Annotated in this window: 14 protein-coding genes and 3 pseudogenes; 7 read left to right on the top strand and 10 right to left on the bottom strand. The window is 69.2% G+C overall.

Features of this window, described 5'->3' with window-relative positions; all coding sequences use genetic code 11:
• Nucleotides 1–162 precede the first annotated feature (162 nt).
• Nucleotides 163–444, bottom strand: a complete 282-nt coding sequence (locus tag AC3ERT_RS22250; protein WP_435132264.1) for a hypothetical protein — start codon at nt 442–444, stop codon at nt 163–165.
• Between AC3ERT_RS22250 and AC3ERT_RS22245 the strand changes: the two genes are divergently transcribed.
• Nucleotides 443–6,865 (top strand): RHS repeat domain-containing protein, encoded by a 6,423-nt coding sequence (locus AC3ERT_RS22245; protein ID WP_435132261.1) that lies wholly within the window; start codon nt 443–445, stop codon nt 6,863–6,865. The two genes, AC3ERT_RS22250 and AC3ERT_RS22245, sit on opposite strands and share 2 nt — an antisense overlap.
• Before the next feature lie 1,116 nt (nt 6,866–7,981).
• On the opposite strand, the gene AC3ERT_RS22240 is transcribed toward AC3ERT_RS22245, so the two are convergent.
• From AC3ERT_RS22240 to AC3ERT_RS22220, 5 genes and pseudogenes are all read right to left on the bottom strand, one after another.
• Entirely contained in the window at nt 7,982–8,344 is a 363-nt protein-coding gene (locus AC3ERT_RS22240; protein ID WP_435132258.1) for a hypothetical protein, read from the bottom strand.
• Between the two features lie 64 nt (nt 8,345–8,408).
• Nucleotides 8,409–9,472, bottom strand: a protein-coding gene (locus AC3ERT_RS22235) for an IS630 family transposase (RefSeq protein ID WP_435132255.1) whose coding sequence is annotated in 2 segments (ribosomal slippage) — nt 8,409–9,016 and nt 9,016–9,472 — 1,065 coding nt in all. Because the reading frame shifts where the segments join, the coding sequence is not laid out codon by codon here.
• Between the two features lie 406 nt (nt 9,473–9,878).
• A pseudogene (locus tag AC3ERT_RS22230) lies at nt 9,879–11,218 on the bottom strand (IS701 family transposase).
• A gap of 368 nt (nt 11,219–11,586) precedes the next feature.
• Nucleotides 11,587–12,168, bottom strand: coding sequence for a suppressor of fused domain protein (locus tag AC3ERT_RS22225; RefSeq protein WP_435132252.1), 582 nt, complete (start codon nt 12,166–12,168; stop codon nt 11,587–11,589).
• 79 nt (nt 12,169–12,247) lie between these two features.
• A pseudogene (locus AC3ERT_RS22220) lies at nt 12,248–12,397 on the bottom strand (ATP-binding protein); the annotation flags it as partial.
• A gap of 510 nt (nt 12,398–12,907) precedes the next feature.
• Between AC3ERT_RS22220 and AC3ERT_RS22215 the strand changes: the two are divergent.
• Nucleotides 12,908–13,399 (top strand): annotated as a pseudogene (locus AC3ERT_RS22215) (transposase); the annotation flags it as partial.
• 337 nt (nt 13,400–13,736) lie between these two features.
• Nucleotides 13,737–14,816, top strand: coding sequence for a ribosome small subunit-dependent GTPase A (rsgA, locus tag AC3ERT_RS22210; protein WP_335979762.1), 1,080 nt, complete (start codon nt 13,737–13,739; stop codon nt 14,814–14,816).
• Between the two features lie 25 nt (nt 14,817–14,841).
• Here rsgA and AC3ERT_RS22205 read toward each other — a convergent pair whose 3' ends face one another.
• Complete coding sequence (locus tag AC3ERT_RS22205; RefSeq protein WP_435132247.1) at nt 14,842–14,973, bottom strand: hypothetical protein; 132 nt, start codon at nt 14,971–14,973, stop codon at nt 14,842–14,844.
• 185 nt (nt 14,974–15,158) lie between these two features.
• On the bottom strand, nt 15,159–16,238 hold the full coding sequence (locus tag AC3ERT_RS22200) for a LacI family DNA-binding transcriptional regulator (RefSeq protein ID WP_335979758.1): 1,080 nt from the start codon (nt 16,236–16,238) through the stop codon (nt 15,159–15,161).
• A gap of 275 nt (nt 16,239–16,513) precedes the next feature.
• Here AC3ERT_RS22200 and AC3ERT_RS22195 point away from each other — a divergent pair, with 275 nt between their 5' ends.
• A complete protein-coding gene (locus AC3ERT_RS22195; protein ID WP_335979757.1) occupies nt 16,514–16,912 on the top strand; it encodes a PPOX class F420-dependent oxidoreductase in 399 nt (132 codons plus the stop codon).
• Between the two features lie 86 nt (nt 16,913–16,998).
• On the opposite strand, the gene AC3ERT_RS22190 is transcribed toward AC3ERT_RS22195, so the two are convergent.
• Both AC3ERT_RS22190 and AC3ERT_RS22185 read right to left on the bottom strand, forming a co-directional pair.
• Entirely contained in the window at nt 16,999–17,481 is a 483-nt protein-coding gene (locus AC3ERT_RS22190; RefSeq protein WP_435132241.1) for a DUF456 domain-containing protein, read from the bottom strand.
• A gap of 239 nt (nt 17,482–17,720) precedes the next feature.
• Complete coding sequence (locus AC3ERT_RS22185; RefSeq protein WP_335979754.1) at nt 17,721–18,707, bottom strand: helix-turn-helix domain-containing protein; 987 nt, start codon at nt 18,705–18,707, stop codon at nt 17,721–17,723.
• Between the two features lie 271 nt (nt 18,708–18,978).
• Here AC3ERT_RS22185 and AC3ERT_RS22180 point away from each other — a divergent pair, with 271 nt between their 5' ends.
• The 3 genes from AC3ERT_RS22180 to AC3ERT_RS22170 all read left to right on the top strand — a co-directional run bounded on the left by AC3ERT_RS22180 (nt 18,979) and on the right by AC3ERT_RS22170 (nt 23,572).
• Entirely contained in the window at nt 18,979–21,219 is a 2,241-nt protein-coding gene (locus AC3ERT_RS22180) for a protein phosphatase 2C domain-containing protein (protein WP_435176318.1), read from the top strand.
• 27 nt (nt 21,220–21,246) lie between these two features.
• Nucleotides 21,247–22,989 carry a pyruvate dehydrogenase gene (locus AC3ERT_RS22175; RefSeq protein WP_435176316.1) on the top strand — a complete coding sequence of 581 codons (1,743 nt, stop codon included), beginning with the start codon at nt 21,247–21,249 and terminating at the stop codon, nt 22,987–22,989.
• Between the two features lie 97 nt (nt 22,990–23,086).
• The gene (locus AC3ERT_RS22170) at nt 23,087–23,572 is read left to right on the top strand and encodes an ATP-binding protein (protein WP_335979747.1); all 486 of its coding nucleotides are present in this window, start codon (nt 23,087–23,089) and stop codon (nt 23,570–23,572) included.
• The last annotated feature ends 188 nt before the right edge of the window (nt 23,573–23,760 follow it).

Here is a 23,760-nt window from a genome sequence, read left to right as displayed (position 1 = left end):
TCGCAATTTGCTCACTGTGACAGGACTTTGTTCGCCATAACGTCCAAAGAGATGACAAGAAGGGCGCCTGCTCAAGGGGAATGATTGCCTCCCGGAGGGCATATCTTGGTGAGGACATGATCAATCTCTGACTCGCGACATCGCCGTTGCCGCGTACGGTGCTCAGGTTGTCATCATCTTGTGCAGGGATCGTGGGGGGCTTGTGATGTCACGTGCCAGGGCTGGGCTGTTCCGGCTGACAAGATTCGGCGTCGTGGTGGCGGCGTCGATGACGCTGGTGGCCAGTGGCGCGCTAGCACAGGTGGCGGTGGCGGAAGGCCCGTCCGGGTGGACACCCGGCACGAAGCCGGATCTGTGGTCGCCCTCCCCGCTGCCGGAGACACCATCGGTCAGCGTCACTCCCGCGGACAGCGCCACCACGGCGAAGAAGACCTCAACGTCCATGCGGGCGTTCACCCCCACGGCGACAACGTGGCCCGCCGCCAAGGCTGTTCAGGTCTCCCTGACACCAACGGCAACCGCGCAAAGAAGCAGCGACAACTCTTCAGATGATGGGGCGAAGACCGCCCGAGCGTTGTCCACGGCGACGGTGGCTGGGACGCCGGTCACGGTGGGTGCGCCAGGTGCGCTGACGAAGGGCTTGTTGCCGCCAACCGGAGCGGCGAAGGCGGCGACCCGAGCGGACGCCTTGGTGCCAGTGCCCTCGTCACCGGTGTCGGTTCGGGTCGCCGGGCACGCTGCGTCGACCAAGGCGGGGGTGCGGGGCTTCGCGGTCGCGTTGGGGCAGGTGCGTTTCACCCGGGCGCCGGTGGCGGCCTCGCGAGCGTCGGTGGCGTTGGACTACAAGTCGATCGCTGACGCCTACGGTGGTGACTACGCCTCACGGCTGCGGCTGGTCGAGTTGCCCGCGTGTGCGCTGACGACGCCGTCCGTGGCGGCGTGCCAGGCTGAGACTCCGGTGGCGGCGTCGGCGAACGACCTCTCGGCGCACAAGCTTGTCGCTGACATTGCCCTGCCTGCGGTGACCGACACCAGTGTGGGAACCGTGGTGTTGGCGGCGGACGCAGCACCGTCGGGCGGCGCGGGTTCGTACACGGCGACTTCGCTGGCGCCTTCGGGGAAGTGGGCCGGGGGCGGCAGCACGGGAGCGTTCACGTACGACTACCCGATCACGGTCCCCCCGTCGGTGGGCGGCGACGCCCCGAAAGTGGCGCTGGACTACAACTCGGCGTCCGTGGACGGCCGTACCTCGGCGACGAACAACCAGGCGTCCTGGGTCGGTGACGGCTGGGACTACAACCCGGGCTTCATCGAGCGCTCCTACCGGTCCTGCTCCGACGATGCCCCGGACGACACCACGCTGAAGAGCGACTACGACGAGTGCTGGGCCGGCGACAATGCCGCGATCTCCCTGGCCGGGCATTCGGGCGACCTGGTGCCGACCGGAACCGCCGGCAAGTGGCGGCTGTCGGACGACGACGGCTCTACCGTCGAGGAGCTGTCCGGCGCGACCAACGGCCTGAACTCCGGCACGTACTGGCGGCTGACCACCGATGACGGTACCCAGTACTACTTCGGCGCAGACCACCTCCCCACTGCCGCCGGCGGCAACGGGAGCGACACCGGCACCAACGCCGCCTGGGGCGTGCCGGTCTACGGCAACGACAGCGGCGAGCCCTGCCACGCCTCCACCTTCGCCGCCTCCTCCTGCACCCAAGGCTGGCGCTGGAACCTCGACTTCGTCGTAGACCCGAACCAGAACATCACCAGCTACGCCTACAAGGTCGAGCAGAACTACTACGGCGCCGGCGCTTCCCACACCCTGACGGCCTACACCCGAGGCGGCTACCTCTCCACGATCTCCTACGGCCAGCGCGTCCCCGACTACGTCGCCAAGGCCAACCCCGGCGCGGTGGTCACCTTCGGCGTGATGCAGCGGTGCGACAACACCCCCAGCACCGGCGACTGCGCCGCCCCGACCTCCTCGACGTCCTCACACTGGCCGGACGTCCCCTTCGACCAGAACTGCGCCTCGACGGGCACGTGCAAGAACTACAGCCCGACGTTCTGGTCGACGATGCGGCTGCACACGATCACCACGAAGGTGTGGGATGAGTCGCTGAAGACGCCAGGCTGGTCGAACGTCGACACCTACACCCTCAACCAGACCTACCCCGCGATCGCCGGGGACGGTGCCAAACCGTCAATGTGGTTGGCCAGCGTCACCCACACCGGTTCCGACACCCGTGGCGGCGACACGACAGCACCGAATACCCTCCCGGCGCTGACCCTCACTGGGCAGGCCACTCTGCCCAACCGCGTCGACGGCCTCGAAGAACCCCAGGACATCTCCCCGCTTTACCGCTACCGCTTGCAGTCCCTGACCACCGAGACCGGCGAGAACATCACCGTCAAGTACCGGCAGGACACCTGCTCCCGCACCTCACCGCCGTCGGAGACCGCGGACACCTCGCTGTGCTACCCGGTGCGCTGGACCCCACCCGGCTACGAGGACCCGATCCTCGACTGGTTCTACATCTACCCCGTCGCGGAGGTGGACCAGACCGACAACAAGGTGACCGCGTCCCCGGCCCAGGTCACCCGCTACACCTACAGCGGTCCCGCTTGGCACCGCGACGACAGCGAATTCACCACCACCAAGACCCGCACCTACGGTGACTTCCGCGGCTTCTCCGAAGTCACCACTCGCACCGGCAAGTCCTCCGACCCGATCACCAAGTCGGTCACCGACTACCTCCAGGGCATGGGCGGCAGCGTCAAGGACCTGGCAGGCGACACCCTCACCGACGACAACGCCCTGTCTGGCTTCGCCTACCAGACAACCGTCTACGACAAGGACGGCGGCACCCCGCAGACAGAAACTGTCAACCACCCCTGGCTCTCGAAGGCCACCGCCACCCACTCACGCGGCAGCAGCCTGCCCGACCTCACCGCCCACTTTGTCAACACGGATCGGACCGACACCAGGCAGTTGAAAGCCGACGGCAGTTGGCGTACCGCTGAGACAGTTGCCACTTTCGACACGTCAACCGGTCTGCCCACAACGGTGGATGACAAGGGCGAAGTCGACTCCAACGGAACACCCGTCAGTGCTTCTACCACGCCAGAAAAGTGCGTTTCGGCGACGTACGCTTCCGACAGTGCGCGAAACATGATGGCCTACCCTGACCAGGTCATCACGGAGGCTGGAGCTTGTGTCACCGGCCCGGACGCTCACACGCTTGCTGCGGACCGTGTCTGGTACGACGGAGCCACAGCTGGTTCTGCCCTGGGCGCGGTCAGCGGCGCTGGAAACCCCACCGCTACCCAGCAGGCGAAGTCGTCCACGGGTTCGACTATCACGTGGGCGGCACCTTCGAAGGCAACCTACGACGCTTATGGACGTATTACCGGAACAGTCGATCCACTAGGCCGTACTACAGGTACCGCGTACGGCACTTCAGACGCCGCAGCGAAGTACCTTCCGTTCACCACGGTGGCCACAAACGCCATGGGCTGGAAGTCCACGACCACCCTCGACCCTGGCCGTGGGCTCCCGCTGACGGTCACGGACTTCAACGGCCGCCTCACCACCGAGACTTACGACGGACTGGGGCGCCTGACGAAGGTGTGGCTGCCCGACCACACCCAGGCTGCCAACTCCTCCACCCCGAACGACAAATACAGCTACACCGTCTCTGCCACCGTGCCCAGTGCGGTGGAGACCCAGAGCCTGCTCAACGGCGGCAACTACGGTATCGACTACAAGATCTACGACTCGCTGCTCCACCTGCGTCAGGAACAGTCCAGTCCTCAGGACGGTGGCACCGGGCGACTCATCACCGACACCGCCTACGACTCCCACGGCTGGACCACCAGCACCGACGCCGCTTTCTACAACAAGGACTCCAACCCCACCGGTTCCCTCGTCAATCCGACGGCGGACCAGGTCCCCTCCAGCACCCGGACCACGTTCGACGGCCAAGGCCGCCCGATCGCGAGTTACCTGTACTCGCTCGGCACCCAGCAGTGGTCAACCACCACCTCCTACCCCGGCGCTGACGAGACTGACATCACGCCACCGACGGGCGGTACTCCCACCGCCAGCCTCACCGATGTCCGCGGACAGACCACCGAACTACGGCAATTCCACGGCGCCACAGCAACCGGCAGCTACGACAAGACCGACTACGCCTACGACGCCGCTGGCCACGCCACCAAGGACATCGGCCCCCTCACCTCGGACACCGACCCGGCCAGCAGCCCCGCCCAGGCCGTGACCTGGACCAAGAGTTACGACCTGCTCGGCAACGTCACGCAACAGACTGACCCCGACACCGGCACGATCAACAGCACCTACGACGACGACAGCGAAGTCACGCAGGCAATCGACGGCCGCCCGGACAGGGCCGGAGAGATCGACACCGCCTACGACGCACTCGGACGGGTCACCAACACGAGCGGCTGGGACGCGACGACGAACAAGAGCGTCCCGCTGACCTCCCGCACCTACGACAACGTGGTCAAGGGCCAGCCCACCTCGGTCACCGCCTACGAGAACGGCAAAGCCACCTACACCACCACCGTCACCGGCTACACCACCAACTACCAGCCCTCCGGCACCACCACCAGCATCCCGGCCGGCGCCTACGGCAACACGGCGGCGATCACTTACAGCACCACGAACACCTATACAGAGCTCCAGGACCTGCTGGACACCTCAAAGATCTCCACCAGTGGCACAGGAAGCCTGCTGCCGGACGAGACGCTGTACTACAGCCACAATGGCATGGGCCTGCCCGTCGGTGTCGGCGGCACCGACGACTACACCGGCTGGATCGACTACACCCCCCTGGGTCAGGTCGAACGAACCACCCAGGGCCTTGAGCCGAAACAGGTCGTCACCACCGACAACTGGGACATGGCCACCGGCCGCCTGCTCAGCTACGCCAACGACCGCGAAGAAGACACCGACGGCACCGCTGCCACCACCGCCGTCGACAACGTCTCCTACACCTACAACCCCGCCGGCCAGATCACCTCCACCAGCGACGTCCAGGACACCGGCGGCACAGCCAACACCGACACCCAGTGCTACACCTACGACTACCTCGCCCGCCTTACCCAGGCATGGAGCGACACGGGCGCCACCCACACTGCCGACGCACCCACCGTTCCCGGCATCGGCGGCTGCGACCACACCACCTCCACCGCGGCCAACCTCGGCGGTCCTGCCCCCTACTGGGAGTCCTACACCTACGACCTGACCGGCAACCGCACCTCCAAAACCGTCCACGACACCACCGGCGACGCTGCCAAGAACGCCACCACCAACGAGGTCTACGACACTACCGACCACACCCACGCGGTCCACACCACCACCACCGGCGACACCACCCAGACGTACACCTACGACGCCGACGGCAACCCCACCAACATCGCCACCACCACCGGGGGACAGGCTCAACCCGACCAGGCTCAGAACCTGACCTGGGACACACAAGGCGACTTGACCAGCCTCACCAGCGGACCGGCCTCGGCACCCACCCACACCACCGACTACCACTACGACGCCGACGGCAACCTCACCGCCCGCACCGACGACGGCACCACCACCGTCTACCTCGGCAGCGACGAACTCACGATCAACAAGGCCGGCACAGTCACCGCCGCAAACCGCTCCTACAACGTCGCCGGGGCCCCCACCACCATCCGCAGCGCCACAACAGGGAGCACGGGAAGCACCCTCGACTACCAACTCCCCGACCCCCAAGGTACTTCCACCACCGACATCAGCGCCGACTCCCTCACTGTCACCCGCCGCGCCTACACCCCCTTCGGCGAGACCCGTACCGCCACACCCACCACATGGCCCGGTGACAAGGGCTACGTCGGCGGCACCGCCGACCTCGCCACCGGTCTCACCAACCTCGGCGCCCGCGAATACAACCCCACTCTCGGCCGCTTCCTCAACCCCGACCCTCTCCGCACGATCACCGATCCCCAGCAGTGGAACGGCTACGCATACAGCGACAACAACCCTGTCAATTCGTCTGACTCGACCGGTCAAATGCTTGACGGCGATGGTGCTGGCGACGGGGTGACCCGCACATCAGGTGGATCTACCGGAGCATCGGCCGGTGACGAAGTCACCGAGGAGTCGACCGACAACCTGACAGGTGTCAAGCTAGAAAAAATAACCGACCGCGTGAGGGCATCTCTGGTATCTGAAGGAGCTCGGAGAACCTACGTACAGGCAATGAAGATTGTTCAGTCCTATATGGATAAAGGCTGGTTCAGGAAAAAGAAGGCCAATTTTTACGTAACGATGGCTGGCGTAAATACCGAGGATGAGAATGGGCAGGAGGTAGTGACTGCGAGGGTTGTAATGTTCGTAAATGGGAATTTCGATATGAGGCTGAAGGAGAATCAGCAGATCGTTGAAGAATTGAAAGACCTGAAGGTGCCACTCTTTCAAGGCCCCAAGGGAACTCACTCGGAATATGCCGCAAAGGAGCTCAAAAGAAACGCCGATGTTCAACGCAGTGACTTGGGCGGCGATCTTGGCGAAGTTTATAATGACTTCTCAACTAATAAGTTCTGTTCTATCGAATGCGAGAATTATGCACAGTACTACAAAGGGGAATCGGAGCTAAAATCAAAGCGAGAAAGTCATGGATGGATAGGGAATGTTGAATTCGATGATAGGTTTGTAAATGAACAGAGAGCTCGCCTTGGAAAGACGTCATCTGAAATGTCTGCCCTGGACCTCGCGGTGGAACTTTGGGATGAAGGTTTGGTGGGAGGCCGAGTTCCGGATGCTGGTGGAGCAGGAGGGGGACTCGAGAACGAGGAGATGGAGTAGGATGCGAGGGAAGCACGGCTGAACGCCGTTCGCGCCAACCGTGAGGAGTGTCGGTGGCTGTCAATGACGTCTCTGCTGGATGGATTCGGAATGCCCACCAAGGATCGATTTGGCCACTTGGAGTTGGTCCCAAAACTGGGGAATTTCGACTGGTGGCTTCGAGTGGAGATCCCAGGAATCCGGGTCTGGCATTGTGGGATGTGAAGTCGGGTGCGATGAAGTGGAGGAACGCGGGAGCTGGTGGCGACGGTGCATTTCAGATCGTTGTGGTTTCAACGCGACGAGATTTTGATGTGGCCGTTGCGACCGAACGCGGAATTGCGGTACTGAGTGGGGCTACGGGAGAACCAGTTTTTGGGCGGAGACTGGGGGAGGAAACAACGTGGGGCGTTGCGGCGGGATTTCTTTCCGATGGATCGTCTTTTATTGTTGGTGCATTGGCGGGCGGCTCTGTCTGTCGATGGTCCGCTGAGACTGGTGGCATCATTGGATCTCCTATGCTCGGGCATGATGCGTCGGTAAAGGCTATTGATGTACTGAGTTGCGCGGGTGAGTCGGCGGTAATCCTGTCGGGCGATGAGATGGGAGTGGTTCGTAAGTGGAATGCCGACACGGGGGAATTTGTCGATAGTCTCCGCTCCGGAGATGGAGTGGAATTGCTTACCGTAGGGATTGGCGCAAGATCGTCGCCGCTCTTTGCGTGTGCGGATTTCGAATCCAATGTCCGCGTATGGGACGTTCGGAATGGTCGGCAGGTTGGTCGTACGATTTCTATAGGCGCTTATCCTACCGGTCTTGCTCTATTTGATTCCGGAGGGTCTCCGCACATTGCTGCGGCCAGCGACGATGCAGTGGTCGGCTGCTGGGAAATTGAGACAGGGGAACGGTTCGGCGAATTTCCGTCCGGATTCTCTCTCGCCGCTGGATCTAACGGCGCCGGTCGGACCGTACTAGTGGTCGGTACGATCGATGGATCGATTTGTTCTATTCCTGTATAGGTTGCCGTGGTGAAGGCGTTAGGATTTCTCGGGTAGATACTGAACTTGAACTCGTGATGTCGGTCGACGCGTGGTGACGGCGTCAGGTCCGAGACCGCCAGCTGTTACCGGCTCGAGTTCAAGACGATGGCTGTAGCCAGCGCCGCGCCGCGGCGAGATTCACCTCGACGTCATCGCTCCAGGGGCAGACCTCCAGCCATGAGAGGTAGCCGCCTTGCGCGAAGACCAGGACCTCGCCAGGGCACTCGCCGGTTTCGGTGAACAGCAGCACGTCTGCAGCCACGACGGTGCCGAGGCCGGTTGGCGCGGGCTCCACCGCGTCGACGTCAAGGTCGAAGTAGGCAGTGCCGCACCCGCACTCACAGCGGGATTGCACTCTGAGTTGGGGCACCTGCCGTCGGAGGGCGACGTGAACGAGCTCGTCCTGGTTCAGGACGAGGGCAAGCACGTCGGCTACGTCCTCGGGCAGGCTGTCGGTCATGCCGCCACCGTAACTGACCAGCAGCTTTGGGCTTTGACCAATTTCGGGTCGGTCGACCCCACGCTCACAGGTCCAGGGCCAGGTCGGTGCCGGCGAGGCAGCCGTCGATGGCCTCCGGTCGATACTGCAGCATCTTCAGTTTGCGCTTCACGGCGCGGGTGATCTGGCCGAGGTCGGCCGCGGCGAGGTTGCCGATGTCACGCTTGACCAGCGACCAGACGCCCTCGGTCGGGTTGAGGTCCGGGGCATAGGTGGGCAGCTGGAACACGGTGAGCCACTCGGCGTTCGCGTCAATGAACTCGCGCATGCCGGCCGTCAGGTGCAGGCGGACGTTGTCCCAGACCAGCACGATCGGTCCGCCGAGCTGGATACGAGCGCGGACGATCAGGTCGCGGAAGTCGCGCCAGCCAAAGCCCTTCGGCTCGTCCTTGCGGCCCCGGTACTCGCGGATCGCGTAGATCAGCCGGGACCGCTGGCCCGGCTTGTAGCAGGCCATCTCGGACATCGACACACGTCCCGAGCCCCGGCCCCTCACCCTCACGACCGGGGTCAGGCCGATTCCGCCCCAGGTCCTGGCACGCGGCGGAGTCATCGACTGCCCGGCCTCGTCCTCGAAGACGATCCAGGCGTTGCGCTCCGCCGCAGTGCTCTTACTCGCGGCCAGGTCTCCTTCTTCCACACCTCCCCCGCGTCGTCATCGCGCTCGATCGCCCGTCGAGTGGGCCGCTGCCAACTCCAACTGTGGCACTTCAGCAGCCGCCAGGTGCCCTCGACCGTGTAGGAGACGTGGAAGAGCCGGCCGATCAGCGTCTTAATACGTGCCAGGGTCCACCGCTGGTCCGCCCAGCCGTGAGCCAGTGGACCACGCTCCAACTCCTGCTCCAGCCTGGCGATCTGGGCTTCACTGAGTCGAGATCTTCCCGGCGACCCCTTCGACAGGACTCCCGCCTCGCCGCCCTCGCGCCAGGCCCTGCGCCACCGCTCGACCGACCGCAAGCTGATCCGCAAGGCAGCGGCAATCTCCGCGCTCTTCTGCCTGCCCTCGAAACGCTCCACGGCCTGGAGCCGTAACCGCTCCCGCGTGATCCTCTCGGCGTCGGTCAGCCCGCCGCCCTGCGCGTACCTCACACCCAACGGCTATCGGCGCCGACGGCCAGCTGTCAGGCGAACGGCGCCGACATCACCCAATCAAGTTCAGTAGTTTGTCGACTTGCGAACCCAGTCCCCCGTGCTTCCGAAGTCGCCCGAGGCGCACGGAAAGAAGAGCATGAGACCACTTGGGATCCTCAGCAGCGGATGATTCTTCATGGTGCAAGACGAGCATTGGATGGAGAAAATCTTGAACGACGAGGGTTCCACATGCGGGTCGCTCGAAGTTCAGGCTGTGTCGTTCGGAGGCCGCTGCCTACGAATACCACGCCCGCGACAACTGCCCCATCAACCTGCTCCTGGGCGCGTCGCCAACATTTTTTCCGGGGCTTTGGTGCCCTCCGCCTGGGGGACGACCGGACTGACACGGCAGTTGTAGTTCCGGTTATGGCTGGTCCTGGAGGGTGCGTCGGCGCTGGTGGCAGGCTTGCGCGACGGCTTGATGGTGGCGGCGCCAGGCCATCCAGTGCAGGACGTGTTCCACGTTCCGGACGGCTGGGGTGAGGACGAACGCCCGTAGGAGGCGGATGAGTTCGGGGCAGGTCAGGGGGAAAAGGCGGCCCGGTTCGGTGGGGCCGGTAATGGTCGTGGCAGCGGCTGTAAGGGCGAGGACGGCGGCGGCGATCAGGGAGAGCAATGACCAGCGCATCCAGGAGTTCCAGCAGGTCACCTGACCTTCGTCCAGGCCGGCGAAGGTCTTGCCGAGCTGGAATGTCTCCTCGATCCGCCATCTGCGGCAGATCACCTCCACGAGTTGGGCGAGGGTGACGTCCCCGGGCGCCCAGCAGCGGAAGAAGGAGACCTCGCCGGTGTAGCGGTGCCGGCGGGCGACCAGGACGCTCACGCCGTCGCTGTGTCCGTCGGGAGTGTCGTCCGCGCGGACCTCCACCCAGGCCCAGTCGTACTCGCGGGTGCCCTTGGTGCCGTGTCCGGTCCGCATCCGCATCCACTGGCCGGGCCGCACCTTGTTGATCGGCTGGCAGGCCCTCCACCGGCGACCGGCTCCATCGGTGACCGGATACGCGTGGGACACTCCGACCGCGTAGCCCAGCCCGAACTCCCGCAGACTCCCGGGCAGTCCGCCGCAGTACACCTCGTCGCCGGTGAACCAGCGTGCATTCACCCCCAGTTCAAGCGCGTTCTCGACCATGGCGGCGGTCTGCCGCGGCTTGGTCGCGAACATGATCTCCTCGGGGACTCGGCCGCCTCGCGATGTTCCTCGTCCGCGGCCCAGTCCTTCGGCAGGTACAGGGCCCGGTCGATCACCACCCGCACCGACGCGGTGACCACGGCCAGGTGCACGGCGACCTGGCACAACCCGACCCCTTTGATCGCGCCGGAGTACTGGCGGCCGGCCCCGACGCAGCCGGTCGAGGACTTCGCGTCCCCCGTCTCGTCCGCGACCAGCACCACCTCCTGGCCCGCGAGTTCACGCACGACCAGTCGGGCGATCGCTTCCCTGGCCAGGTCGTGGTCGAACGAAGCGCGCGACAGCAGGTGCTGCAGCCGATGCGGACCCGGATGCCCCAGCGCCTCGGCCAGCGTCCAGCAGTTGCGCGTGTCCCTCTCTGTCAGCAGCCCTGTGACCATCTCAGCTGCTGTCGTGCGTGTCTCACGCCGTGCGAAGCAGTCCGCGATCGCGTCCATCGCTGCCCGGAACAACCGGCCCCAGGCAGCCTGGGCTACCGTGGCCTCCACGGCCACCTGATCCTGATACGTCGTCACAAACGTTCATGATCACGGTGGCCGTACCCGTGCCCGCGACCGGCCCCGCAAGCCGCCGACCAGCGCAGACGTCGAAACTACAGCTGCCGTGACTGACCTCCTGCGCTGCCAGGTCCGCGAACGCACCCGGCGATGACAGGACCCGACTCTGGTGGTCTTGGGTACTCGTAGTCTCTAACTAGCCTCGCGCTTTCATGAAGCGGGTTGTCCGGCAGGCGGTCAGGTGGCTTCGTTCATGAGGGCGGACAGCGTTTGTCGATGACTTTGGGCGGCAATCGGTGATGGCTGCGCCTGAACTTGTCGACGAGTTTTGACGGCGCTGGAGGACTTCCCGGCTGCCGCTTGTGCCCGGACTGTGCCCGCGAGGTTCAGGCGACGGATGGACGCCTTGGATCGGTTGGGACGATCCCGTGCTCGTCGAAGAGCTGCTCAAGGGCCTCATGACCGTGCTCGCGGCGGTATGTCATCTCGGCTGCGGTGACCGGCAGGGCTAAGAGGATGCGGGCATGGCCGTCCGGCAGCGGGCAGTGCTCCAGGTCAGGGCCATGGAGGTAGGGGAGGCTGATCAGCAGGTGGTCGCAGTGGGACCCGGGCAGCCACGGCTCCCCGATGGGCAGGCTGTGCTCGACATTGAGGTGGTGATCGGCGTGGTAATTGGCGGTCATGGCCAGGAGCTCAGGAAAGCGTTCGTCGCGGACGGGAGCGGTGAGGACGAATTCGAGGCCGTGGCCGTCCGTCTCGACCGTGGAACAGCAGCCGGCGGTGATGTAGGCCCAGCTGTCGGCGCGCGGTCCTGGGCTGACGGTGACGATCCGCAGGTCGGGAACCGCTTCCCTTCGCCCAGGTCCCAGGTCATAGTCGCTAACCGTGATCATGTGGCCGGTGAAGAAGTCGCGAACGTGGGCCTCGACGCCTGCTATCGCCCGCTGGTTGCGCCCGCTCTCGAACATGATGGAGAGGATCTCACGGCTGGCCCAGGTGTCCTGGCTCTGAGTCCGCCCCGCCGCAGGCGGGGCGGACTCAGATGGTTCAGCTGACCCTGACCGGTTCCTCAGCTCGGGCTTGGGTGCTGGCGAGGCGGTAGGAGTCGGTGCCGGTCTCGATGATGGTGCCGTTGAAGGTGAGGCGGTCGACGATGGCCGCGCAGAGTCGGGGGTCCGTAAACGTCTCGGTCCAGCCATCTGGGGCTGGCACTTGTTCCCTCACAAGAGTTGCGGCTGCCACCTGGCCGTATCCCGCTCCTGAGGTCCTCGTTGCTTCTCGCGGTAGCGCCCTGGTTTTCAAGGTGCTGCCTTGACCGTTCAGGTGCGAGGAAGGTGTGCCGGTGGCCGAGGCGAGACTGCAGGTCATCGCGGGCGGGGCCGTCCCGCAGGAACCGCTTGCGACGGACCCGTGGCAGTTCCAGACCACATGCGTCGACGCGTTCGTCGCCTCCTGGCGGGCCCGCGGGTTCAGCCCGGTGACCATCAACAATGACATCGGCCTGCTGGAGCGAACCCTCGCAGCTCTGGGCCGACCCGCGTGGGATGTGACGCCGGAGGACATCGACCGGGTGGTCGGCGACCTGGCGGTCAAGGGCCGGTCGACGTCGACCCGGCGCGAGTATGTGCAGATCTTCAAGGGGTTCCACCGGTTCCTGCAGGCCCGCAAGGCGGCCGAGATCGAGGCAGCGTTCGGTGTCCGGCTGGTTTGCCCGGTCGACGAGTTCAACGCCTCCCGGCATGTCGGCGACGACTCCCCGGCCCTGGTGCCGCCGCCGACACCGGAACGGGTAGCGGAGTCGAGGTCGTCCGTGAAGGCGCATACCGGATGCTCGCTGCCGCGCTGGAAGCGGAAGCCAACCATTACATAGCCGAGTTGGCTGCCGAATCCGATGAGCGCGGGCGGAGCATGGTGGTCCGCAACGGACGTCATAGGTCCCGGACCGTGGTCACCGCGGCCGGCCCGGTCGAGGTCATCCCGCCCCAGGTGAATGACCGTCGCGTGGACGAGGCCACCGGCGAGCGCCAGCGATTCTCCTCCAGGATCCTGGCCCTGTGGCGCTGCAGGTCGCCGACGTTCTCCGGGGTACTCCCGCTGCTCTACCTGAACGGACTGTCGTCCGGGGACTTCGTGCCCGCGCTGGAGCAGTTCATGGGCGGCACCGCTGGCCCGTCGCCCGCCGCGGTGACTCGGCTGACCAGGCGTGGGACTGGCGCGGGTGGGTCTTGCTGCGTGAGTGGGCGGGTAATTCGGTGGCGGGGTGGTGGGGGAGGGGCTACGGTGCGGGGGTTGGTAGAGAGCGGCGCCTGTCGGGGTGGCCGCGTCGGTCGTGTGTGTGATCAGGGAGGTGTGACCCGATGGCTGTTTCTGTGGCGGGTGTTGCCCGTATTCGGCTGATCGTGCAGTTCGCCTCTGTGGTCTCCGGCTGACTTCTTCCTGCTTGTGCGGCGCGCCTGTTGGGGGCGCGTGGGCCGGGGCCCTGTTCGAAGGGTTTCCGTTGTCTTTTTCTTTTCGTGATGCTTCCTCGCATGCCCTCGTGCCCTATGGGTGGGACGACGTGTGGGAGGCGGAGTTCGTGCCGTACGCCGAGCGCGGGTTGGTGCCCGGGCGGGTGGTGCGGGTGGACCGCGGGCTGTGTGACGTCTTCACGCCCGACGGGGTGGTGCGGGCCGACACCGAGTTCGTGGTGCCCAGGGACCCGATGCGCGTGGTGTGCACGGGGGACTGGGGCGCCGTGGACCCCGCGGGCCACGACCCGCGCTTCGTACGGGAGTTGCTGCCGCGGCGCTCCCGCTTCGTACGGTCGACGTCGTCCAAGCGGTCGGAGGGCCAGGTACTGGCCGCGAACGTGGACCATGTGGCGGTGTGCGTCTCGCTCGCCCTGGAGCTGGACCTGGGCCGGCTGGAGCGGTTCGTCTCGCTGGCCTGGGAGAGCGGGGCGCAGCCGCTCGTGGTGCTCACCAAGGCCGACCTGGTGCCCGACACCACCCACCTGCTCGCGGACGCCGAGGCCGCGGCCCCGGGGGTACGGGTGGTGGTGGCCAGCGCCGAGAGCGGCGAAGGGCTCGACGAGCTGCGCGAGGTGCTGTTCGCGGCCAGTACGGTGCTGCTCGGCCAGTCCGGCGCCGGCAAGTCGACGCTGACCAACGCGCTGGCCGGGGTGTCCGTCCAGGAGGTGCAGGCCACCAGGGACGCCGACGGCAAGGGCCGCCACACCACGACCACCCGGGACATGGTGCCGCTGCCGGGCGGCGGGGTGCTCATCGACACCCCGGGGCTGCGCGGTGTCGGCCTGTGGGACGCCGGGACCGGGCTCGGCCAGGTCTTCGCCGAGATCGAGCAGCTGGCCGAGGGGTGCCGCTTCCCGGACTGCTCGCACCGCACCGAGCCGGGCTGCGCGGTGCTCGCCGCGCTCGAGGACGGCACGCTGCCGGAGCGCCGCCTCGACAGCTACCGCAAGCTGCTGCGGGAGAACGCCTGGATCGCCTCCCGCACCGACCAGCGGCTGCGCGCCGAACTGCGCCGCGAGTGGAAGCAGCGGTCGGTCGCCGGCCGGGAGATGTACGTGCGCAAGCGGGGCGGAGGCGGCGGCCACCGCCACGGCGAGGTCCACTGACCTCCGCACCGCCCGCGCCGTCACCTCATCCGGCGCCGCCGCCCTTCCCGTGGCGGCGCCGGACACCCAGCGGACTGCCCTCGCTCCAGAAGGACCCGATGACCAGGGCGATGGCGAGCCCCACGATCACGATGCCCGAAATCACGCTGTAGGCCATGCCACGGCCTCCTCACATCCGCGCGGCCTTCACCGCATCGTCACGTTCGCTACCCGATCGTGATGTTCCCGTTGTGAGGAGGTCTCAACCCCGTTCCCAACAAGCCGTCCGAACGGCCCCGTTGGCTCGCTCGTGGGAATACGACAGTCCGTCAGTAGGACAAAAGGCGTACGGCGGCAGGCCCATCAGGCCGACGCCCGCACCACCAACTGCGTCCGCGTCACGATCGACGACAGCGCCAGGCCGCCCGCCTGCGCCGACCCGCCGGCGGAACCCCCCGACACCGGCCCCGCCCCCGGCCCCGCCCCCGCCTCGATCCGCCGCAGCAGCAACCGCGCCATCATCCGGCCCATCTCCTCGATGTCCTGCCGGATCGTGGTCAGTGGCGGGTCGGTCCAGTCCGCGACCGACACGATGTCGTCGAAGCCGACCACCGCCACGTCCTCCGGCACCCGCACCCCCCGGTTCCGCAGCATCCGCAGCGCGCCCGAGGCCATCACGTCGGACGCCGCGAACACCCCGTCCAGGTCCGGGAAGTCGTCCAGCAGCCGCGCCATCGCCCGGGCGCCGCCGTCCGGTGTGAAGTCGCCCTCCACGATCAGCCGCGGGTCCACACCGGGCAGCGCGTCGCGAAAGCCGTCCAGCCGGTCCACCGAGGAGGTCTGGTCCAGCGGCCCGGCGATGTGGCCGATCCGCCGGCGGCCCAGGTCCAGCAGATGGCGCACCGCCTCGCGCGCGCCGCCGCGGTTGTCGCAGTCGACGTAGAGCGTGTCGCTGTCGGACCAGTCCGGGCGGCCGCCGATCACGGTCGGCACCCCGGCCCGGCGGGCCAGCGCGGGCAGCGTGTCGTCGTCGTGCAGCGAGAAGATCAGCGCGCCGTCGACGTGGCCGCCGCCCAGATAGCGGCCCACCCGCTCGTGGTCGGCGGCGCCCTCGGTGAGCAGCAGCACCAACTGGTTGTCGTGCGCGGTGAGTTCCTTGCTGATGCCGCGCACCTGCTGGGCGAAGAACGGGTCGGCGAAGAAACGGGTCTCCGGCTCGGCCACGACCACCGCGATCGCGTCGTTGCGCCGGGTGACCAGCGCGCGGGCGGCCTGGTTGGGGACGTAGCCCAACTCCTCGACGGCTCGGCGCACCCGCTCGGCCAGCGGCGCGCGCACCCCCTCGCTGCCGTTGACCACGCGGGAAGCGGTTGCCCTGGACACCCCGGCCCGTGCGGCCACGGCCTCCAGGGTGGGGCGGTGCGCGAAGCTCGGGTCGGACAACGGAGGGCTCCTTCGCGCACGGATAACGAAAACTTAGGGACCGGTTCGGTACCGACAGCGTATCGGGTCGCCGGCGCCGTATGAGAGCGCTCTCTTCGTCCGTACCCAGGTCGGCCCCGGGCCGGGGGCGCCGGACCCCGGGAGGACCTCGGGCGGACCCCGGACAGACCCCGGACAGACCCCGGGCGGGGGCCCTGCGACGGAGCCCGTTCGACGGAGCCCCTTACGGTCGCGCGGCGGATGCCCCGGCGCGCGTACGGCGGGAGGATGGCCGTATGACGACCAGGACCGCACGGACCGAACTGAACGAGGCCGAGCTGGAGTACCTGCGGGGGCAGTTCCTCGCCCGGCTGGCCACGGTGGACGCGCAGGGGCGCCCGCAGACGAACCCGGTGGGCTTCTTCCTGCGGGCGGACGGCGCCGTGGACATCGGCGGGTTCGCGATGGGCACCACCCGCAAGTGGCGCAATGTCGCGGTCAACCCGAACGTGTCGCTCGTCGTGGACGACATGTCCCGGCCGGGCGACCCGCGCACCGCCCGCGGGGTCGAGATCCGCGGCACCGCCGAGCAGGTCGAGGGCCCGCACGGGTACGGCGAGCACATGAGCCCCGAGCTGATCCGCATCCACCCGCGCAAGATCATCAGCTGGGGCGTCGAGGGCCCCGCGGTCTGAGCCGTACGGCAGGGGGCGCGGGGGCGGGGACCGCGGGTCAGGGCTCGGAGAGCCGGCGACGGGAGCCCGGGGGAGCCGAGGGCGCGCTACCCCGCGACCACCGCGCCCACCCACGCACCCGTCACGATCAGGCACGCCATCAGCTCGACCAGCACCGACCCGCCGACCGTGCGCATCACCCGGCGGGTCGCGCTCCACGCGGCGCGGTGGCCGCCGATCCGGACCCGCTCGTGGACGTAGACGGCCCCGGTGAAGCCCAGCGGCGCGCCCAGCACGGGGACCAGGAAGAACCCCGCGGTGGCCACCCCGCTCGCGATCATCACCGTGCGCCAGGTGACGCCCGAGTCGCGGATACGGCGGGACGGCATCAGCCACAGCACCACTTGCGCCACCGCCAGCAGCCCGGTCGCACCGGCGAGAACGCCCCAGGTCAGCGTGGTGTGCTCCGAGGTGGCCCACCACAGCACCGCGGCCCAGCACAGCAGCGTCCCGGGCACGCCGGGGGCCGACACGCCCACGACGCCGAGCAGCATCACCGCGCCGATCAGGCACACCTGTGCGGTCCCCATGAGAGCCAGCCTGCCCGAATCCGGGCGCGTCCGCCGCATGGCGACGCGCCGGAGGCGGTGGTGTTACCGGATCGCGTCCCCCGGGCGGATGCGTCACCGGCCGGGCGGGTGGCGCGCCCCCGGCGTCGTACGGAGAGGGGGAAGCGGCGTCGTACGGAGCGGGCACGGCCCCGTACGGAGCGGGAGCCGACCGGCGGCCGGAGAACCGTTACGCCCGGCCGACGGCCGCGGGGGCGCGGCTACGCGGGGTCGCGGGCGATCCAGCCGCGCTCGTACGCGTGCCAGCCGAGCTGGAGGCGGGTGCGCACCCCGGCGATCTCCATCAGCCGCTTCACCCGCCGCTGGACCGTGCGCAGCCCGAGTTCGAGCTGCTTGGCGGTGGAGGCGTCGGTCAGGCCGGCCAGCAGCAGCGACAGGATGCGCAGGTCGGTGCGGTCGGGCTGCTCCCCGCCGTCCTCGGTGACCTGGCCGCCGGGCTCCAGGCGCAGCGGCATGGCCTGCCGCCAGACCCCCTCGAACAGCTCGGTGAGCGCCTCCAGCAGGCCGCTGGCGTGCACCACCAGCGCGGCCGGCTCCGAGCGGTGGCCCAGCGGCACCATTGCCAGCGTCCGGTCGGCCAGCATGAGCTTGGTCGGCACCCGCGGCGCCACCCGCACCTGCTCGTCGCGGTCCAGGGCCGCGGCCAGCTCGGCGAGCCCGTGCTGCCCGGTGACCGCGTCCCGCTCCAGGACGACGCGGTACGCCACCCCGCGGCGCGCGGCGTCGGCCTCCGCGTCGTTGTCGGCGCCGTCGACCGCGACGGGCCGGCCGGTGACCAGCGCGCACACCTCCGACTCGGCGCCGAGCTGGAGTTGGCGGAAGCGCCGTGCCACCGCCTCCTTGCCGGTGACCACTTCGACCAGGTCGTGCACGGCCGGTTCGGCCGCCTCGGCGCGGAACTCGGCGGCGAGCACGGCCGCCGCCGACTCCGCCTGCTCCAGGGCATGCCGGCGGCTGGCCAGCAGCGCGGACAGCGCGACCGCGGGCGGTGCGACCACCCAGCGGCCGGGCCGGGCGGAGGACCGGGCGACCAGGCCGTGCCCCTCCAGCCGGCGCAGCAGCCGCGCCGCCTCCTGCTCCGTGACGGACAACCGGTCGGCCAGCTGGCCGAGTTCGGCGGCGCCGAGCGCGACCAGGGCGCGGTAGGCGGACTCCTGTGCCTCGTCGAGGCCGATGGCACCGAGCAACGAAGGCCCCCTCGGGATGGGCGGCTTCGCGCTACCGGTACGCGACACCGGCGTTGACGACGGCATGGCGGGAACGAGCCGCGGCGGTTTCCCGCCGCCCCTATTTTCGCCTCCACCGGGCGCCTTCTGCCACTGTGATCCACATCGCAGCGGATGTCATACCCGGGGGGCATGTGCGAGCGGTGGTGCGCCGGGACGGCCCTGACGGAGGGGGCCGGGCCGACCCGGCGTTTCGCGTTTCCCGGTCCGCCCGGCGGTGGACAATAGGTGCATGAGCCAGCAGGGCGACGCACGCGGCAGCCAAGAGGACGACTGGTGGCGGCAGTTGTACGACGAGGGGGCCGCCGCCGGGGCATCGGGCGCCGGGAACGACTCCCTCGACGCGCACTTCGACTCGGCGCTGAACGCGATGACGCCACCTCCGCCGCCCCCGACCGAGACGCTGCGGCTGCGGCGCCCGACGCCGCCGCCCCCGCCGTCGTCCTGGCCGCGGCCGAACCGTCCGGTGGTCCCGCCGCCGATGCCGCCGGCGCCGCGCCAGGAGGAGCCCGCGGTGCCGCCGGCCCCGCCGTGGGACCCGTGGGCGGCCGCGCCGACTTTCGCGGAGCCCACGCAGGCGCCCCCGCAGGCGCCGCAGCCGGCGCCCGAGCCGGAGCCGACACCCGGCCCCGAGTCGGCTCCGGAAGAGGTGGAGGAACGGGCGTCGGCCGCACCGGAGTTGCCGCCGCGGCCGGGTTTCGCGCCGGACCCGCGCGCGGCTGCGGCGTACGCACCCGAGCCCGCCTACGAGGCCGAGCCCGCGCCGGGGCCCGCACCCGGGCCCGTACCCGAACCGGCGGCTGAGCCCGCCCCCGAACCGCCGCACGCACCCGACCCCCGGGCCTCCGACGCGTACGCCCCGCCGCCCGCCACGCCGTGGGACGCCTGGGTCACCCCGCGCCGCGCGGCGCCGCCGCCTCCCACTCCGTCCGCGCCCACCGCGCCGCCCCCGGCCGAGGACTGGTCGTCCCAGCAGCCCCCGGCGCCCGATCCGACCCCCGAACCGACCCCCGAAGCGGCCCCGGAACCGGAGCCGCCCGCCGCGCCGCCGCCGTACGTGGACCTGGTCGACGACCCGGCCGCAGGCACCTCAACTCCGGTGCGGGACGAGCCCGTTGACGCCCGCCCGGCCGAGGCGCCCGCTTTGCCGTCGCCGTATGCGGACCTCGTGCCGGACCCGGCGGCGCACCGCCCCGAGCAGCAGGAGTCGGAGCAGCCGGAGGCGCAGGCGCAGCCGGAGGAGGCGTCAACGCACGTACCCGGCACGCCGGTTGACGCGCCTCCTGCCCCGGTTGACGCCCGCCCGGCCGAGGCGCCCGCGTCGCCGTCGCCGTACGCGGACCTCGTGCCGGACCCGGCGGCGCACCGCCCTGAGCCGCAGGAGCCGGAGCTGCCCGAGGGGCGGGCGCAGCCGGAGGAGGCGTCAACGCACGTACCCGAAAAGCCCGAACCCGCCCCGGAGCCCGCGCCCGAACCCGCTCCCGTCGCGCCGCCGACGCCCGCACCGGAAGCGCCCGTTGCCGGCGCCGCAGGCGACACCGCGTTCGGGGAGGGCGAGGTCCGGTGGGCGCCGGAGCTGCCGCCGGGGTGGGTGCCCGCGGCCGCGCCCGTGCAGGTGGTGGACGCGGCCACCGAGGTGGGCGTGGTCGGTGGCGGCCCGCCGACGTACGGCGCCGAGCCGACCGCGTGGCCCGAGGCGGACCCGGACGGGCTGGACGCGCTGGTGCCCGACACCGTGCTGGACGGCGCGGCGTACGGCGTGCTGACGCTGCGGAGCGCCGCGGTGCGCGGCGACTCCGCCCGCTACCGGGGCGAGCCGCGCCGCGACGCGCTGCTGACCGCGCGGTTCGGCACGGGCGAGGGGGCGCTGCTGCTGGTGGCGATGGCGAGCGGCGCGCGCGGCGCCGATGACGCGCACCGGGCCGCGCAGGACGCGGTGCGGTGGATCGCGGGCGCGGTCGGCCGCAGCCGGGCCCGGCTGGCCGACGACATCCGCGCCGCGCGCCGCGGCTCGCTGAAGTCCGGCCTGCACCGGCTGACCGACCGTTGCTACGGCCGGCTGCGCGCCCGCGGCGAGGACCTGGGCCTGGACGAGGGCGCCTACACCGCGTCGGTGCGCTGCCTGCTGCTGCCGGTCGACCCCGAGTGCCGTATCCGGCTGTTCTTCGGGGTGGGTGAGGGCGGCCTGTTCCGTATCCGCGAGGGTGCTTGGCAGGACCTGGACCGTGCGCCGGACGAGGCGTCGGCGCCGTTCCGGTTCCGGGCCGCTGTCGCCCAGCCGGGTGACGCGCTGGTGATGTGCAGCGCCGGGCTGGCCGAGCCGCTGCGCGGCGAACCCGGGCTCGCCGACCACCTCGCCGGACGCTGGGGCCAGGGCCGCCCGCCGGGCCTGGCGGCCTATCTCGCCGACGCCCAGACCCGGGTCAAGGGCTATGCCGACGACCGTACGGTGGTGACCGTCTGGGATGCGTGATCGCCCCATCCGTGGGGTGATGGGGGCATGGCGAAGCAGACGGTGGCCGAGCAGTTCGTCGACATCCTCGCGCGGGCGGGGGTGCGGCGGCTGTACGGGGTGGTCGGTGACAGCCTCAACCCCGTGGTGGACGCGGTGCGCCGCAACCGCGCCGTGGAGTGGGTGCATGTGCGGCACGAGGAGACCGCGGCCTTCGCGGCGGGCGCGGAGGCCCAGCTCACCGGGCGGCTGGCGGCCTGCGCGGGCTCCTGCGGCCCGGGCAACCTGCACCTGATCAACGGCCTGTACGACGCGCACCGCTCGATGGCGCCGGTGCTGGCGCTCGCCTCGCACATCCCGAGCAGCGAGATCGGCACCACCTACTTCCAGGAGACGCACCCCGACCGGATCTTCCAGGAGTGCAGCCACTACAGCGAGCTGGTCTCCAACGCCGCCCAGATGCCGCGGGTGCTCCAGACCGCGATCCAGCACGCGGTGGGCCAGGGCGGGGTGTCGGTGATCAGCCTGCCCGGCGACATCGCGGCCCACCAGGCGCCGCAGCGCACCGAGGAGCACGCGCTGGTCACCCGGCGCCCCGCGATCCGCCCGGGGGATGCCGAGATCGACGCGCTGGCCCGGCTGGTGGACGGCGCCCGGCGGGTCACCCTCTTCTGCGGCAGCGGCACCGCGGGCGCCCACGACGAGGTGATGGCGCTCGCGCAGAAGATCAAGTCCCCGGTGGGGCACGCGCTGCGCGGCAAGGAATGGATCCAGTACGACAACCCCTTCGACGTCGGCATGAGCGGGCTGCTCGGCTACGGCGCCGCGTACGACGCCATGCACGAGTGCGACCTGCTGATCCTGCTGGGCACCGACTTCCCGTACAACGCCTTCCTGCCCGACGACGTGACCCTCGTGCAGGTCGATGTGCGGCCCGAACACCTGGGGCGGCGCTCGAAGCTGGACCTGGCGGTGTGGGGCGACGCGGGGGAGACGCTGCGCTGCCTGCTGCCGAAGGTGCGGGAGAAGCCCGACCGGGCCTTCCTGGACCGGATGTTGAAGAAGCACAGCGACGCGCTGGAGGGCGCCGTCAAGGCGTACACCCGCAAGGTGGACCGGCACGTGCCGATCCACCCGGAGTACGTCGCCTCGGTGCTGGACGAAGTGGCCGCCGACGACGCGGTGTTCACCGTGGACACCGGGATGTGCAACGTGTGGGCGGCGCGCTATCTGACGCCCAACGGCAGGCGGCGGGTGATCGGTTCGTTCTCCCACGGGTCGATGGCCAACGCGCTGCCGCAGGCGATCGGCGCGCAGTTCCTGGACCGCGGGCGGCAGGTCGTCTCGATGTCGGGCGACGGCGGGTTCAGCATGCTGATGGGCGACTTCCTCACCCTGGTGCAGCACGACCTGCCGGTGAAGGTGGTGCTCTTCGACAACTCCTCGCTCGGCATGGTGGAGCTGGAGATGATGGTCGAGGGCCTGCCCGCGTACGGCACCGCCAACCGCAACCCGGACTTCGCCGCGATCGCCCAGGCCGCGGGCGCCTTCGGGGTGCGGGTGGAGCGGCCGAAGGACCTGCGCGGCGCCCTGAAGGACGCGTTCCGGCACAAGGGTCCGGCGTTGGTCGACGTGGTGACCGACCCGCACGCGCTGTCCATCCCGCCGAAGATCACCGGTGAGCAGATCGGCGGGTTCGCGCTGTCGATGGGCCGGACCGTGCTGGACGGCGGCGTCGGCAAGATGGTCCAGCTCGCCCGGGCGAACCTGCGCAACGTGCCGCGCCCGTAGGCGGGTTCGTGCCCGCTGATCGGGTGGTTCGGTCCCTCGGACGGGGCCGAACGGCCCGCCGGGAGGCATCGGATGAGTGGACGCATCCCTGGGGGGAATGCCTATCGACAGGGGAACGAAGACCGGGCCGAACGGGGGAAGCAGGACGAACATCACGGGGTACCGGTTGCGGCGCGCGGTACGGCGGGCTGATCTGCCCGCGGTCGCCGAGACCCGCAGGGTCCTTCGGGACAACCTGCGGAAGTGGGGCGCCGCCGCTCTGGTGGACACGACGGAACTACTGGCCAGCGAACTCCTCACCAACGCACTCCAGCACACCTGCGGGGGCGCCGTGCTGACCGCGACGCTCACGCCGCAGGAGACCCCGGCCGGCGCTCCCGGGCAGCGGCTGCGGATCGAGGTCCGCGACACCGTGGCCCGCCTGCCGCGCCCGCGGCACTGGGACGCCGAACGGCCCGACGACCAGGGCACTTCGGGGCGCGGCCTGCTGCTGGTCGAGGCGCTCGCCGACGACTGGGGAGTGCGGCCGTGCGCGGCGGGCGGGAAGGAGGTCTGGTTCGAACTGCGGTCAGAGGCGGCGTAGTTGCTGCCGCCACCGGCGCAGGGCGGCCACGGATCGCACGGATCGCACGGCGCGCCGCACACCGGGGGCGCGTACACGAACGGCGTGGCCGCGGGCGGACCGCTGTCCGCCCGGCAGCCACGCCGCCGCATGTCGCGCCCTGCACCCGGACCAGCCGACCCGTACAGCTCGACCGGCCCGGACCGTTG

This window comes from Actinacidiphila sp. bgisy145 (genome assembly GCF_057708125.1).
This window is presented reverse-complemented; position numbering and strand designations above follow the sequence as displayed.

Excerpts from the sequence above, each read along its gene's own strand:
- AC3ERT_RS22195 (WP_335979757.1), top strand. The coding sequence starts at position 16,514 with ATGACGACCAGGACCGCACGGACCGAACTGAACGAGGCCGAGCTGGAG.
- AC3ERT_RS22240 (WP_435132258.1), bottom strand. The coding sequence starts at position 8,344 with ATGACCGACAGCCTGCCCGAGGACGTAGCCGACGTGCTTGCCCTCGTC.
- AC3ERT_RS22175 (WP_435176316.1), top strand. The coding sequence starts at position 21,247 with ATGGCGAAGCAGACGGTGGCCGAGCAGTTCGTCGACATCCTCGCGCGG.
- AC3ERT_RS22170 (WP_335979747.1), top strand. The coding sequence starts at position 23,087 with ATGCCTATCGACAGGGGAACGAAGACCGGGCCGAACGGGGGAAGCAGG.
- AC3ERT_RS22245 (WP_435132261.1), top strand. The coding sequence starts at position 443 with ATGCGGGCGTTCACCCCCACGGCGACAACGTGGCCCGCCGCCAAGGCT.
- AC3ERT_RS22225 (WP_435132252.1), bottom strand. The coding sequence starts at position 12,168 with ATGTTCGAGAGCGGGCGCAACCAGCGGGCGATAGCAGGCGTCGAGGCC.
- AC3ERT_RS22205 (WP_435132247.1), bottom strand. The coding sequence starts at position 14,973 with ATGGCCTACAGCGTGATTTCGGGCATCGTGATCGTGGGGCTCGCCATC.
- AC3ERT_RS22250 (WP_435132264.1), bottom strand. The coding sequence starts at position 444 with ATGGACGTTGAGGTCTTCTTCGCCGTGGTGGCGCTGTCCGCGGGAGTG.
- AC3ERT_RS22180 (WP_435176318.1), top strand. The coding sequence starts at position 18,979 with ATGAGCCAGCAGGGCGACGCACGCGGCAGCCAAGAGGACGACTGGTGG.
- AC3ERT_RS22190 (WP_435132241.1), bottom strand. The coding sequence starts at position 17,481 with ATGGGGACCGCACAGGTGTGCCTGATCGGCGCGGTGATGCTGCTCGGC.